The organism is Paenibacillus sp. YSY-4.3, assembly GCF_054767475.1.
The window spans coordinates 48,410-62,461 of the sequence record NZ_BAABMC010000006.1 but is presented as its reverse complement, the minus strand read 5'-3'; the positions used below and the strand labels follow the sequence as shown (position 1 = coordinate 62,461).

General features: G+C 51.4%; 11 protein-coding genes. 3 read left to right on the top strand and 8 right to left on the bottom strand.

Going from position 1 to position 14,052, the window contains the following annotated elements:
• Positions 1-51: 51 nt before the first annotated feature.
• Positions 52-333 carry an AMP-binding enzyme gene (locus ACYUJT_RS18520; RefSeq protein WP_460325394.1) on the bottom strand — a complete coding sequence of 94 codons (282 nt, stop codon included), beginning with the start codon at positions 331-333 and terminating at the stop codon, positions 52-54.
• 867 nt (positions 334-1,200) lie between these two features.
• Between ACYUJT_RS18520 and ACYUJT_RS18515 the strand changes: the two genes are divergently transcribed.
• The 3 genes from ACYUJT_RS18515 to ACYUJT_RS18505 all read left to right on the top strand — a co-directional run bounded on the left by ACYUJT_RS18515 (position 1,201) and on the right by ACYUJT_RS18505 (position 3,169).
• The gene (locus tag ACYUJT_RS18515; protein ID WP_460324967.1) at positions 1,201-2,058 is read left to right on the top strand and encodes an alpha/beta fold hydrolase; all 858 of its coding nucleotides are present in this window, start codon (positions 1,201-1,203) and stop codon (positions 2,056-2,058) included.
• 216 nt (positions 2,059-2,274) lie between these two features.
• Positions 2,275-2,664, top strand: a complete 390-nt coding sequence (locus tag ACYUJT_RS18510) for a MarR family winged helix-turn-helix transcriptional regulator (RefSeq protein ID WP_460324965.1) — start codon at positions 2,275-2,277, stop codon at positions 2,662-2,664.
• Between the two features lie 136 nt (positions 2,665-2,800).
• On the top strand, positions 2,801-3,169 hold the full coding sequence (locus ACYUJT_RS18505; protein ID WP_460324963.1) for a VOC family protein: 369 nt from the start codon (positions 2,801-2,803) through the stop codon (positions 3,167-3,169).
• An 84-nt stretch (positions 3,170-3,253) separates the two neighbouring features.
• On the opposite strand, the gene ACYUJT_RS18500 is transcribed toward ACYUJT_RS18505, so the two are convergent.
• The 7 genes from ACYUJT_RS18500 to ACYUJT_RS18470 all read right to left on the bottom strand — a co-directional run bounded on the left by ACYUJT_RS18500 (position 3,254) and on the right by ACYUJT_RS18470 (position 13,978).
• Positions 3,254-4,018: an SDR family oxidoreductase gene (locus tag ACYUJT_RS18500; RefSeq protein WP_460324961.1), complete on the bottom strand. Its 765-nt coding sequence runs from the start codon at positions 4,016-4,018 to the stop codon at positions 3,254-3,256.
• 464 nt (positions 4,019-4,482) lie between these two features.
• On the bottom strand, positions 4,483-4,965 hold the full coding sequence (locus ACYUJT_RS18495) for a hypothetical protein (protein WP_460324959.1): 483 nt from the start codon (positions 4,963-4,965) through the stop codon (positions 4,483-4,485).
• On the bottom strand, positions 4,944-5,165 hold the full coding sequence (locus ACYUJT_RS18490) for a hypothetical protein (RefSeq protein WP_460324957.1): 222 nt from the start codon (positions 5,163-5,165) through the stop codon (positions 4,944-4,946). The genes ACYUJT_RS18495 and ACYUJT_RS18490 overlap by 22 nt, the downstream gene beginning before the upstream one ends.
• Before the next feature lie 128 nt (positions 5,166-5,293).
• Entirely contained in the window at positions 5,294-7,048 is a 1,755-nt protein-coding gene (locus ACYUJT_RS18485) for a cellulase family glycosylhydrolase (RefSeq protein WP_460324955.1), read from the bottom strand.
• A gap of 89 nt (positions 7,049-7,137) precedes the next feature.
• Positions 7,138-8,985 carry a lytic polysaccharide monooxygenase gene (locus ACYUJT_RS18480; RefSeq protein WP_460324953.1) on the bottom strand — a complete coding sequence of 616 codons (1,848 nt, stop codon included), beginning with the start codon at positions 8,983-8,985 and terminating at the stop codon, positions 7,138-7,140.
• A gap of 76 nt (positions 8,986-9,061) precedes the next feature.
• Positions 9,062-11,776, bottom strand: coding sequence for a glycoside hydrolase family 6 protein (locus tag ACYUJT_RS18475; RefSeq protein WP_460324951.1), 2,715 nt, complete (start codon positions 11,774-11,776; stop codon positions 9,062-9,064).
• A 99-nt stretch (positions 11,777-11,875) separates the two neighbouring features.
• The gene (locus ACYUJT_RS18470) at positions 11,876-13,978 is read right to left on the bottom strand and encodes a glycoside hydrolase family 44 protein (RefSeq protein ID WP_460324948.1); all 2,103 of its coding nucleotides are present in this window, start codon (positions 13,976-13,978) and stop codon (positions 11,876-11,878) included.
• Positions 13,979-14,052: the final 74 nt, after the last annotated feature.

Here is a 14,052-nt window from a genome sequence, read left to right as displayed (position 1 = left end):
GTGGCGGTCTGCGCGGCCTTCTTTGGGCTTATCTGTCAACAGCTTGCCATTTCAGTTTATCATGCGTGACCTCCCAAGCCAGAACTGTTTTTTAATCGCCTGTTTGTCTATTTTGCCTACGGATGTTCTAGCAAGGGTTTCGACGGTCTCCAAGCGAGTAGGCATCTTGTATTCGGCTATGTGCTGGCGGCAGAAGTGTTTTATATCATCCAGGGTAAGTGAGAATTGTTTTTTTAGTACGACCACCGCAGTGACCTCTTCACCATCATCTGACATAGGAGTTCCTATTACAGCAATCTCAATGATTGCAGGGTGCTTACCTAATCTTGTTATGAGGACGCAGATGAAAAGTTGGTTTTCACGAAACTTCCCAGTAAATATTTGTTTGTTACCTCAACATAATTGGTGGCTTTAATTGTTGTTTTCAACCAACTGCCAACAGGCTGTTGCAGCGATTGCATCTCGTATATGAAGAATCGGATTGCGAAGGGAGATTCCGGTCTTAACCAGCCTCTTTGGAAATGCCTCGTAGAACCGAGATTTTCTAACGGTTGCCACAACCGCTAATCAGTCGAAAATGAGCACTTCGATGTTCTTGCGGTTATAATCCACGTTATTTGTGCAGAAATACGTCGCAGCATAATAAAATCGTTAGAATAACCGCATATACAACCGTTAGATTCTCAAAAAGTGAAAAATCCGCGAATTAACGGCAATAGCAATCGTTAGGCGCCGACCCTGGCCCTAGCAACTGTTAGAATAACAGCAGTCGTAAACTAAAGCGTCCCGTCCACTTTGATATTCTGCGTGCGATCTGGCCCTCGGGGCTCGCGCGGACTACCTATTCGATCACCAAAAACATAACGGACACGGACGCTACTGTTTGGTGAAATAAGTACTTTTAGCGGGGTTAGGAACAACGCGTAAGAGCCTCATTTTTTCCTTGGAACCTGTTCTTTGCGGGTGTATTCGCTTATTTTTTTCACATATGAATTTTTGCCGATAAAAGGTTACGTCGGAGCAGCTTTCATTCTACTGAGCATTATTTGTCACGGAAATAAAACGGTTGAATACCTAATCTTCAATGAATTTACCTCCCTTTTCGAAAAACTAACGGCGGCGCTTATTTTTCATTGATTTCTCGCTCCAATCCATGTATCTTAAGTTCAACAAATTCAGTATCCAGGAGAAGATGATCCTATGAATCGGGAAATTAGCATATTCAAATCTGGAGAAACTACGTTAGAATATTCGGTTATCGGAAAGGGACTCCCTGTATTGCTGTTCCATGGCGGCCATTCGAGTTGTCATGAGGAGTTCGGCTACCAGAGGTTGCTTGACGAGGGCTATTCCATCATCACCCCTTCCCGCGCGGGATACGGCCATTCTTCCCCTATTACGGACTTGGAGCAAGCCACTCGCCTTTATAAATCATTATTGGATCATCTGGCCATCGACAAAGTTCATGTTATCGCGGTATCCGCAGGGGGCCCTACCGGAATCGTGTTTTGTTCCATGTTCCCTGAGCGGGTTTCCAGTTTCACGCTTCAATGTGCGGTTACGAAGCCGTGGCTTACACCAGAGGATAGAGAGTACAGAATGGCAAGTCGTCTTTTCAAACCGGAAACGGAAAATAGAACTTGGAACATCCTTGCGGCGATGAATAATCTATTTCCGAAGCTAACCTTCAGGATGATGGCATCTTCTTTCTCTAAATTACCTTATTCTGAGGTTCGGATACGGCTTGACGATCACTACGCTGATGCGTTCCGAAGAATGAACAACCGGCAGCGCTCCTACTCGGGCTTCTTTATTGACTTGGAACAGACCCAATGCGATTATTCTAAGGAACTGGCGGCCATTCAAGCGCCAACGTTAATCATGCACAGTCAAAACGATAGCTCGGTCTCCCTAAGTCATCCGGAAAACGCAAAATCGCTAATCCCCCATTCGGAAGTATGCCTGCTTGATTCATGGGGGCATCTTTTATGGATCGGGAAGCACTCTGCCGAGTATGATCAAGCACTTGTTTCTTTTTTATCGCGGCAGCATAACTAAGTCGCCCCCTTCACCTGACGGTTGGGGGTGAAATCATTTGATCGATTTGGCAAAAAAATAGTTGCAATAGCATCCTATTGAGCATATACTGCCATTAGTTGCAATAGCATCCTATATAAAGGAGGAGCTAAACTGAGCGAGCATTGGGAAACACATTCGAATGGCAAGAACACCACGGAATCGCATGGTCATTACATCTCCGCTATCTATCGTCATATGCAGGTGTTGATTTCGAGAGAGCTGGAGCCGTACCGGATCGGGGCCGGACAGTATATTTTTCTCATGGCGATCGCGTCCCGGCAGCCGATTACGCAGAAGGCGCTTAGCGAGAAGCTGCTCATTGACAAGACGACGACTGCAAAGGCAATTGCTAAGTTGGAATCGGAAGGGTATGTGCGGAGAGAAGTCGATCCTGCCGATAATCGCTACCACCTGCTATATCTGACAGATTCAGGGCGCAAGGTGGTGCCGAAAGTGCAGGAAGCACTGGGACGCGTTAAGAGCAAAACCAGTAAGGGCATTACCGACGAGGATTATGACTTATTGTTAGACCTGCTGAAGATCGTGCTTGGCAATCTTAGCGAGCAGGGAGAGATACCGGAATGAGCACTTACGGTGGGGAGCGGTTAACCGAGGAACTGCTTTCTTGGGCGGGGGTAACATCCATCCCCATCGAGCTGGATATCGCTCATGCGATTGAAATCGCGCGTTCCACCAAATGATTCTGAGGAGGGTGTAAATTATGCTAGCATTACCGTTTATCGCAGTGGAAAACTGCAAGGACGAAATCAAGCACTATCAAAGCGTTTTTGGCGGCGAAATTGAAATTTTGCGCAAGCAAGGAGAAGAGGTGCTTAATGCGGATTTACATGTAGAGGGGGCTACACTGAAGTTCGCCGACATACAAGCGGCAAAGCCGGAACAGAAAGGTGATTTCGTAAGGGTATTTCTAAAAATAGAAACGGAAGAGAAATTCCGTAGAATCTATGACGGATTGGCTGTCGGCGGAACGATCATTGCGGAAGTATACGAAGCACCGTTTAACGGACTCCTGACCATCGTGAACGACCGGAACGGGGTATGCTGGGTGTTGTCCTACTATCGAAGCTAACAGGAACGGTGGTTTACGGGAAAAAGATAGACGCTGCCCCAGCAAAGCAATCTGCTGTTTGCGCAGCGTCTATCGTTGAAAAAATTATAAGTGTGATCCTCCACTTGCGTCGATGCATTGGCCGGTGATCCAACGGCTTTCCAGGGAGGCTAAAAATACTGCAACATCTGCAATATCTAACGGTTCTCCCCATCTTCCGAAGATCGAATACTCGGCACTGAATTGATTAGCAGAAGGATCCTGCAGCATTGCAGAGTTCATGTCTGTGGCAACGAATCCAGGTTGGATGGCATTGATTGTAATCCCGCGAGGTCCTAATTGATTGGATAATGCTAGTGTGAGTGTGTTAATTGCTCCCTTGCTCATGCTGTACGCAGGGATGCCGGGCAGGGAAATTCTGGTTACAGCGGATGACAGATTAATAATTCGCCCTTCGTCCCGCAAACGCTGAAGAGCTCCTTGTATCAGAAAAAACGGTACTTTCACATTGATCCGCATGACTTCATCAAAGGCTTCTTCCGTAGTCTCTTCAAGGGATTCTACTAGACCGATCCCAGCGTTATTTACTAGTATGTCAAAATGATTGTTCCCCGTGCGATTATATAACGCATCATCCAATGTTTCATACAGAGCCGTTACACTATTTGCTAAACCCAGCTCCCTGCCCAGGGTGAATGCTTCTCCTCCACTGTGCTCAATCTCGCGAACGACTTCTTCTGCGTAATCCCGATTCTTGCCATAATGAACGGCTACTAAAGCGCCTTCCTGCCCCAAACGCAGCGCGATGGCACGTCCAATCCCCCGACTCGCACCTGTAACGAGAGCAACCTTCCCACTAAGTTTTTTCATATTTTATCAACTCCTCCTCTTATTTCAATTTCAGTTATAGCACAGCAGGGATTTTGAAATGTTGCTCCTATATTCCCATGTTCTGGTGCAGAAAGAGGAGGTTTGACGGGCACAACGTGTATAGTAAATACCGGGAATCTGCGTCTGGTGGGAGATTTAACGCTGTGACAAGTTGCCGATGAGCAGGCTGTTGCGGCCCTTTTATGGAACTTTCGGTCAACGCCTGCACACCTATTGATCTGTATGATTTTCCGTATAGAATTATCGAAATAACCGCTAAATGATAAATTCTATTTGATTTTTCATACAGATTCATCCATTTTGCCTGCTCAACGTAAAATCTATATGATTATTCATACACAATCGTGCGAAGGAACAATCGAGTTCTTCGAATCCGTGCAATCCAGCGAATCCAGCGAATCCAGCGAATCCGCCGAACCAACCTAACCCATCACATCAAGCGCTCAAACCAAATCCGGACTTTGGATGGAACCCACATATTCGTAATAGATGACCCGCCCAGAGACTCCTCTTGCTACAGCTCTAAACTTTCCCTTATCCACCAGCAAGCGACAGTATTTAATGACCGTCATCGTGTGCAGTTCCAGCTCCCTTGCCGCCGCGGTTGGGCGAATGACACGATTGTGGCGAATTGCTGCCCGCATCAAGTCTCGTTCGATTTTGGAATAAGGTCTAGCTACTGTTCTTCTAGCACCAAACTCTGCCGCCAGATTTGGGGATAGAGCGTTTCGCAATGCGGAAAGAATGAACGAAGGATTCTCCTTCAACTCATCCAGAGAGATGTAGTAGACCGTGCAGTCTTGTGCCTGGAGAAAAAGCCCCCGATTCAAGTCCCTTCTATACTTGGTTCGGTCTGTACCGTGGGAGCCAAAATCCATGACCTCAAAAATAATACGTATCGCTCCTATAACCCACATAAAATCCACAAAGTAGGACCGCCCCTCCAGTCCTTTACTTCATATTCAGGATGCAATCCATGAAAATGTCCGGCAAGCGGCCACCATATTGTTTCAACGAACAAACGATTCCCGTAGCCATGACCGCGTTTTAGAGCATCGAGACGCTCCCCTCTTCTTCGTCTAAGATGATCACTTATCCATTTATCATGTTCCATTTGGAAACTCATTTCCTGCCTTCCTCCTTCTCTTTTTCCTCCTAACAAACATAAAAAAACCGACCCCTTTCGCATTGAAAGGTAGTCGGCATTCTTTACCGCTAGACGGCTGAATTTCAACAAGAATTAATTTCAACTATTTAAGGCGTCGTACCCCATACCAAAGTTCCATTCTGATACAACGTTACACGATTCCAATCCGCAAAAGCGGTTTTTGCCCCATCGTAAGAATAGTCGTTTGATTCGTTGAAATTCGACCAATCGGCTTTGGACATCCGCAGCTGGATGTCGCCCGTTTGTCCGCCTGCCGGGATCGAACCTGCCGCTGTGCTGAAGCTTAGCTCAACGTACGTGTCCGTGTTAGTACCGGAAGAGCTCACGAATGTCGTGCTGATGTTCCCCCCGCCAATTTGCGCCCAGTCGATCGATGCGTTCATGTCCGCAGTACCGTCTTTCGTGAAGTAATAACGAAGCTTGAGGCCGCTCAGGTTAACGGGGGTCGTACCGTTGTTCTTGATGTTGAAGTACGGCCTGATTTGGTTATCCGTAGCACTCGTGTCGCCGACTTTATATTGGACAACCAGATTCCCCGTACTGGTGCCGCCGCCAGCTGGCGTTGCGCTCGCTTGCGCGGAGTTCGCGCTGCTGCCCGCGTTATTAGATGCGCTGACGACATAATAATACGTCGTGCCGTTCGTCAGACCGGTGTTCGTGTAGCTCGTCGCCGTGACGCCGGTCGCCACGTTCGTGTACGGACCGCCGCTCGTCGTTGCTCGCTTCACGGTATAGCTCGTTGCACCGCTAACTGCGTTCCAGGTCAAAGATACCTGGGCGTTGCCGGCTGTTGCCGTAAAGCTGGTCGGGGCAGCTGGAACAGTCGGATTGCCGCTGCCTCCTCCGGTTGCTAGCAGGATTTGATCGCGAACCCATTTTCCTGATGCGGACAACTCGGCATCGGTCCAGCCGCCAGTAGGCGATGCACCTGGCAGAAGAGCAGCGGACGATTCTACTTTATCAGCAAGCGACCAGTTCACCCAACTGATTTTGCGGGCGTTCAGGAAGTCGATCCACTCTTTGGATGGAGTTAAATATGGACCGCCGTTCCCAGAAGCATCGCTGGTGCCCCACTCGGTAACGAAGATTGCCGCTCCTTTGTTCATCGCATAGGTGATTCGGTCTCTCAAAAACTGTCCGTGCGTGCCTGCATAAAAATGAAGCGCATACATGACATTGTTGTGTGAGACCGGATTGTCGGCCGCCAGATGAATATCCTGGCTCCAGGTCGGACTGCCGACGATGACCACTCCGTCCGGATCAATCGCGCGGATGGCCGTGATCACTTCTTCTGCATACGACTTGACATCTCCCCAGGACACATTCCCATTGGGCTCGTTCGCGATTTCATAGATTACATTCGGCGTGTTGCCGTACAATGTAGCCATCTCCTGGAAGAACGCTTTCGCCTGCGTTTTGTACGTATTCGGATTGCCATCAGACAAGATATGCCAATCAATAATGACGTACAAGCCCAGGTCGATGGATGCCTGAACCGCTTCCTTCACCTTGTCCTTGACGGACGGATTCGTAATGTATCCTTTTTCGGCCGTATACATGGCGGTACGGAAGACGTTGATGCCCCAGTTATCTCTCATATATTGCAACGACGACTTGTTGACGAAGTTGCCATACCACTGCAATCCGTGTGAGCTCATGCCTACCAGTTGAACAGCTTGCCCGGACTGTCCTACCAATTGATTGCCCTGAACTTTTAATTGACCAAAAGGAACAGCCGGAGCGGCATAGCCTCTGGGAGCGCCCATAGGCAACAGGAGACCACACATCAAAACCAGTGTCAATAACAGGCGGCAAGATTGCCGAATCGCATGAATCTGCATTATATATCCTCCTGATTTATCTTTTTGGTTCATGCGAGAGATTCGCATGACGCAGATCTCTCGCACAAATTATTAATCAACCGACTGATTTACGGCTCATTCCCCCATACAGCCGTGCCATTCTGATACAGAACGACTCGGTTCCAGTCGGCAAACGCGGTCTTCGTTCCATCGAACGAGTAGTCGTTCGCCTCGTTGAAGTTCGACCAGTCTGCCTTGGACAAGCGCAGCTGGATTTCGCCGGATTGGCCGCCCGCTGCGATCGTGCCTGCGCCGGACGAGAAGCTTAGCTCCACATACGTATCCGAGTTCGTACCGGTATGGTTGCCGAACGAAACCTGAATGTTGCTGCTGCCGAGCTGCGCCCAGTCGATCGAGCCGTTCATCGCCGCAGAACCTTCTTTGGTGAAATAGTAGCGGATTTTGAGCGTGCTCAGATCGACAGCCGATGTGCCGTTATTTTTAATGTTAAAGTGAGGCTTAATCTGGTTGTCGGTTGCATTCGTATCAGCTGCTTTGTACTGCAGCACGAGGTTCGAAGCGATTGGAACGCCCGCCGGCGTCGCGCTCACCTGCGCAGAGTTCGAACTTTGGCCCGCGCTATTTGAAGCGCTAACGACGTAATAGTACGTCGTGCCGTTCGTCAGACCCGTGTTCGTGTAGCTCGGCGTCGTTAGGCCGGTCGCCACGTTTGTGTACGGACCACCGCTCGTCGTCGAACGCTTCACCGTGTAGCTGCTTGCACCGCTCACCGCGTTCCAGGTCAAGGACACCTGGGCATTGGCCGCTGTCGCAGCCAGCCCGGCAGGTGCTGCCGGAACGGTCGGATTGCCGCTGCCGCTGGTCGGCGTCGCGCTCACTTGCGCGGAATTCGGACTTTGGCCCGCGCTATTTGAAGCGCTAACGACGTAATAGTACGTCGTGCCGTTCGTCAGACCCGTGTTCGTGTAGCTCGGCGTCGTTAGGCCAGTGGCCACGTTCGTGTACGGACCGCCGCTCGTCGTCGCACGCTTCACCGTATAACTCGTCGCACCGCTCACCGCGTTCCAAGTCAAGTTGATCTGCGCATTGCCCGCCGTCGCCGTCAGGCCCGCCGGTGCCGCAGGTACGGTCGGATTGCCTGTAGACGGACCGATCTGCTGCCAGACTTCGTGCACACCGGGTTCCTGTCCTTGCGTCCACCATCTTGCTTGCCAAGTATTTCCTTTGTGAGCGACTTTCTCACCTGGATCGTAAGGACGGATCGGGCTCCAGTCGCGGATACTCCCGAAACGGTTCGGATCACCAGGATGCCCAGGAGCCGGCGTAGTCGGTTGCGAAGGATCGATCGTCAGATTCACGTCCATGACTTGATAGAAAGCATTCACAGTATCAAAGATATCCCATACCCCGACTATGACATAATAGCCGCTCCGATCGTTTGGAATGAAGCAGTCATGCTCCACGGCCATCGGCGGTATCGCGCCATTATCCTCGTATCTGCAGAACAGCTCGAGATCCGCACGCTTCAGCGGAGAATTCGGATCCCAGCCTTTTTTCGTAATATAGTAATCCCAATAGTTGGTACTATGGTTCGCTACCATATCCCAATGGAAAGTAAAAGGTCCGCCTTTCATATTGATTTTGTTCCAGCGGTTTTGGGTCTGAACATCAAGCTCCGGGTATTTGCTTCCTCCCGCAATCTGGCCGTCGGGTACGCCGATTTCCGGAAAGTCGCCGCGACCCTCAATACTCCATGGCTCATACATAACTGCACCGCAGCCTGTATTGATCTTGTCATAACACAAGTCGGAACGACTGTTCTCTATCCAACCGTGCGCAGAAGCGCGATCGGTAAACAGCAATGAACATACGATCAACGTTATTGCTGCACCTGCAGCCATGATCAGCAATCTGAGTGTTGACTGTTTATGATGCATGAGTAGCTGATTTGCCATATAACCCCCCCATTCATTTGTTCATTTGAATGTTATTCCGGAGCGCTGTTAAGCGCTCCGGTCATCATGAATTCACTTAAGGCTCGATCCCCCATACAACTGTTCCGTTCTGATACAGCACGACTCGGTTCCAGTCAGCGAACGCTGTCTTCGTCCCATCGAACGAGTAGTCGTTCGCCTCGTCGAAGTTCGACCAGTCCGTCTTGGACATGCGCAGCTGGATGTCGCCGGATTGACCGCCCGCCGCGATCGAGCCTGCGCCGGACGAGAAGCTCAGCTCCACGTACGTATCCGAATTCGTACCGGTATGGTTACCGAAGGAAATCTGAATGTTGCTTCCGCCGAGCTGCGCCCAGTCGATCCAGCCGTTCACCGCCGCAGAACCGTCTTTGGTGAAGTAGTAGCGGATTTTGAGCGTGCTCAGATCGACAGCCGAAGTGCCGTTATTTTTAATGTTGAATTGAGGCTTGATCTGGTTGTCGGTTGCATTCGTATCACCTGCTTTATACTGCAGCACGAGGTTCGAGGCGATTGGATCGCCCGCCGGCGTTGCGCTCACCTGAGCGGAGTTCGGGCTCTGACCCGCGCTGTTCGTCGCACTGACGACGTAATAATACGTCGTGCCATTCGTCAAGCCAGTGTTCGTATAGCTCGGCGTCGTCAGGTCGGTCGCCACGTTCGTGTACGGACCGCCGCTTGTCGTCGCCCGCTTCACCGTGTAGCTGGTTGCACCGCTCACCGCGCTCCAAGTCAAGGACACCTGTGCGTTGCCGGCTGTCACCGTCAGCCCGGCAGGTGCTGCCGGAACGGTCGGAGTACCGCCACCGCTGGTTGGCGTCGCGCTCACTTGCGCGGAATTCGGGCTCTGGCCCGCGCTGTTAGACGCGCTGACGACGTAATAGTACGTCGTACCGTTCGTCAGACCCGTGTTCGTGTAGCTCGCCGTCGTCAGGTCGGTCGCCACGTTCGTATACGGACCGCCGCTTGTCGTCGCGCGCTTCACCGTATAGCTCGTTGCGCCGCTGACCGCGCTCCAGGTCAAGGATACTTGTGCGTTGCCAGCTGTCGCCGTCAGCCCGGCAGGTGCTGCCGGAACGGTCGGATTGCCGCCACCGCTGGTCGGCGTCGCGCTCACTTGCGCGGAGTTCGGGCTTTGACCTACGCTGTTCGAAGCACTTACGACGTAATAATACGTCGTACCGTTCGTCAGACCCGTGTTCGTGTAGCTCGCCGTCGTCAGGCCAGTCGCCACGTTTGTGTACGGACCGCCGCTCGTTGTCGCGCGCTTCACCGTATAGCTCGTTGCACCGCTTACCGCGTTCCAAGTCAAGGACACCTGCGCATTGCCCGCTGTCGCCGTCAGCCCGGCAGGTGCTGCCGGAACAGTCGGATCACCGCCACCGCTGGTCGGTACGGCGGGATATGCATTCTGAACCAGTTGCACGAACTGCTCATGGAACCAGTGACCGGATACCGGCGCATTCGCCAGCGCGCCCGACAGTGTGCCGTCTACCGTTGTATAAGTCGGATCGCACATTCTGTCGAAGCCTTTGCCTTCATCGTTCGGAATGGCGGAGCTTGATCCATCCGACTCGCCCGGCGGTTTCACCCACACATATGCATCGATATGGGAATAACCCGCTGGAGCTACTGTGGGAGGCACACCCATGCCGGCGCCCGACTGATTGCACCAGTTGCCGCGATGCAGACGCTTGTCGACTCTTCCCGAATTCACGTAATCGTTAATATTGGATCCGGTTGCGCCGGTCGGCCGATTTGGGCCTCCCCAGCCGTTACGCGAAGTATCGATCAGGAAACCGGTGTTCGGCGACCAGCCTTTGGCCACGAATCCGGCATACAAGGCAGCGGTAAAGTCGAGTTCATCGAAATACGGGTTCCACTCATAGTACTTGGAAGACCTGATCGGTTGACCGCCAATATTCAAATCCGGATTCGGCAAGTTTGGTTCTTCGAGCGGCGTATTGTTGGCCGTATTCGAGATAAATCCGTCAACGCTCGCAAGTCCGGCTGCCGTACCTGCAACGACGGAAGTAAACAAATCGATTGTAGGTTGGCGGTTTGTATCCCAGCCAAGCCAGCCGGAATGACCGATATCCATATAGGTGTACACGTTAGAGATTGCATGCAGCTTGTCCAACGCATAGCGAGTCGCATCGCGATAGATGTTCGTCGAATTGGCTTGCGCGCATCTCTGATCGCTAAGGTTCGTTACCAGATTCGGCAGAGAGTCCGGTTCAATGACCGTCACAATCCGAATATCCTGGTATTTGGGTTTGGAGAGAATGCCAGCAATGACATCGATGTATTCTGTCTTGTAGCGCTGCAGCCCTGCCGCCGTCAGCGGCAGTTCGCCGTTCGAAGCCAAGGCGTGACAGTCGCGGCCCGGCAAGTTATAAATAACAAGCGTTACCACGATCGGCGTGTTGCCTTGTTTCTGAGCGAGCACATTGTCCATCGTCTCTTCAAGGCTTCTTCTGCCGCCATTTGCCTCTCCGCCGTGTATCGCCGCAATGCGGTCCAGCCATACAGCGGTAGGGTAGCTTTTCACAGTTTGCATCTTCGCTTTCAGCGTGCTGTCACTGACACGGGCAATCGACGTGTCGATCAAGGCCGCGTAATCTGGATTCACATATTGTGTCGCCCCGACAAACGGATTGTTTACATGAGGCTCTGCAGCATAAGTTCTGGCACTGCCTAACGGCAACAAGCTAATAATCAGTGCGGTGGTCATCAATAGCAATCCGAATCGCTTTTGAATCGCATTATTCATTAATTTCATCCCCTTTGCTATTATTGTTTGATCGGACCAAGGTCAAGACAACCATTGCGGCGGGCCGCGCCCCAGCGAAAAATATTGTCTAATCATCTTCTACGGTTCGATTCCCCATATGAGTTGTCCATCTTGGTATAACGTCACGCGATCCCAATCCATATAGACCGTCTTCGCCGGATCGAACGAATAATCGTTCGCCTCATTGAAGTTCGACCAATCAACCTTGGACATTCTGAGCTGAATTTCTCCGCTGTCGCCGCCCGCCGGTATCGAGCCCGCATCCGATGTAAAGCTGAGCTCGACGTACGTATCCGCGTTATGACCGGAAGCGCTCGCGAAGGTCCTGTTGATGTTGTGTCCTCCGATCCGGGCGTGATCGATCCACGAGTTCATCGCCGCAGAGCTGTCTTTGGTAAAATAGTAACGCAGGGTAAGAGAACTCATCTCTACCGGGGTGGTCCCTTTATTTTGAATATTGAAATGTGGCTTGATCTGGTTGTCGGATGCATTGTTGCGGTCACCGTCCTTATACTGCACGACGAGGTCGGATCTGATCGGCTCGGTGCTATCCGCTTTTAGAACAATGTGGTAAGCAGACAATGGAGGGAGCGTATACGTAAATTGATTGTTGTTGATATTCGGTACAGCTGCTTTTTCCGTAATGCCGGACCCTGCTTGATCGAAGCCCCATACTCTCCCCGATGTGTAGGTTTTGCCGCCAGACAGCTGGAAAGTAGCGTTGATAGGATCATCGAAATTTTTATTCAGCACGATCAGATGGAGTTCGGAATTTTCCTCGTCAGTGACCGAAGCGTATACCGAGCTGTTCTCCGTATCGGACGTAACGGAGTTCACTTTGATCGAGCCGAATCCCGATTTGTTGCCATCGTAGTTTCGATACAGCTTGTAAGCAGCGCTTGTGTAGTCGGTATTGTCCTCCGTCTGCCAGTAATTCGCGGCATAAACGCCATATTTTCCGAATATACCGAGCACGTCTGCCGTAGCAATGCCTCCCGAAATGTGATTGTCTCCGCCGTAGCTGAACTCTGTTATCGCCAGCTTCGTGCCCGGATAATACGTCTGAATTGAAGATTGCAGCTTCGGAATTAATGGCAAGTAACTCGAGAACCACGTGCCGATCCAGCTGTCTTCCTGGTAAGTCGGATCCCATAGCGATCTTGGCGCTTGTACGCGGGCTTTCTGCGTATCGATATTGCCCGCTCCGCCAAAGACGATTCGCTGCCCTCCGCCCTGTGCTTCGGGATACCAGTGGACATCCAGCACATCAAGCAATCTTGTGCCGTTCTGCGTATGGGCATTCTTCATCTGATCCAAATAGTAATCGATAAACCAACTGTAGTTGCCTTGCAAACTCGGCCAGTCTGGAGCGTCCTGCAGAGACAAATATGCGCCGAAACCGTAAAGGGCAGGTCCGAATATTTCAGCATGCGGATCGACGTTCTTCACCGCCTTTGACAAGTCGATGCTCTTGGCGACGAGCTCCGATGCTTGTACCTGCTCTGGATGAATCCTCGGATGCGTATTGGACCACAGCGCTGGCTCGTTATCCAGCGAATACGCTTTGATGCCCGTCGAGGTTGAAGCGCTTCCATAACGGTTGACCAGGAAGTTGACCTCTTCATCCATATATACTTGTCCGTCGTTCAGATCAGGCTGAAGGGTGAACGGCGCATTCTTGGCAAACTCGACCTTATCCCAGCGCGGTGACGGGGCCGTCTCATTCTCAGCGACCGGACCGTTCTTGTCCCGGGACACATAGCCCGCCATTTGCAGCGTTACAATGGAGTAAGCTCCATTCTGCAAAGATTTGTCGTGGAACGCGGTAACAACCTCGCCCGGCTTGTCGCAGTCGATGGCCGGAACCCCGCCGTTACTGCAGAGAAAATCATCGTTGTAATGAAGCCAATCACTTCCGGCACTGGATGCGTTGTTCTCCCAGTTGTAACCCGTCAGCCGATTGCCTCCGAGCCTGCGAGAAGCCCAGTTCTCCGTCCCGCTCAAATCCTGATTTGTCCCGTAAATATTAGGGCTAATCGCCGCTCGCTCCGACTGCGTATTAATCGTGAAAGTGACGTTGCTCTCAGCTGCATATACGGAAGCGGGCATCGGTACGAGCATTGTTAAGGAAACTGCCAGCGCCGCAGAGACGAACAGCTGTTTTCTTTGTCTTGTCCTCATTATTGATCCCTCCCAGGAATATTCATTTTAGCAAGGGATACCTCCGATCCGCCCTGCATGAGAGCGGGACCGAC

Coding starts and splice junctions, on each gene's coding strand:
- ACYUJT_RS18515 (WP_460324967.1), top strand. CDS start 1,201: ATGAATCGGGAAATTAGCATATTCAAATCTGGAGAAACTACGTTAGAA.
- ACYUJT_RS18510 (WP_460324965.1), top strand. CDS start 2,275: ATGCAGGTGTTGATTTCGAGAGAGCTGGAGCCGTACCGGATCGGGGCC.
- ACYUJT_RS18505 (WP_460324963.1), top strand. CDS start 2,801: ATGCTAGCATTACCGTTTATCGCAGTGGAAAACTGCAAGGACGAAATC.
- ACYUJT_RS18500 (WP_460324961.1), bottom strand. CDS start 4,018: ATGAAAAAACTTAGTGGGAAGGTTGCTCTCGTTACAGGTGCGAGTCGG.
- ACYUJT_RS18490 (WP_460324957.1), bottom strand. CDS start 5,165: ATGAGTTTCCAAATGGAACATGATAAATGGATAAGTGATCATCTTAGA.
- ACYUJT_RS18485 (WP_460324955.1), bottom strand. CDS start 7,048: ATGCAGATTCATGCGATTCGGCAATCTTGCCGCCTGTTATTGACACTG.
- ACYUJT_RS18480 (WP_460324953.1), bottom strand. CDS start 8,985: ATGGCAAATCAGCTACTCATGCATCATAAACAGTCAACACTCAGATTG.
- ACYUJT_RS18475 (WP_460324951.1), bottom strand. CDS start 11,776: ATGAATAATGCGATTCAAAAGCGATTCGGATTGCTATTGATGACCACC.
- ACYUJT_RS18470 (WP_460324948.1), bottom strand. CDS start 13,978: ATGAGGACAAGACAAAGAAAACAGCTGTTCGTCTCTGCGGCGCTGGCA.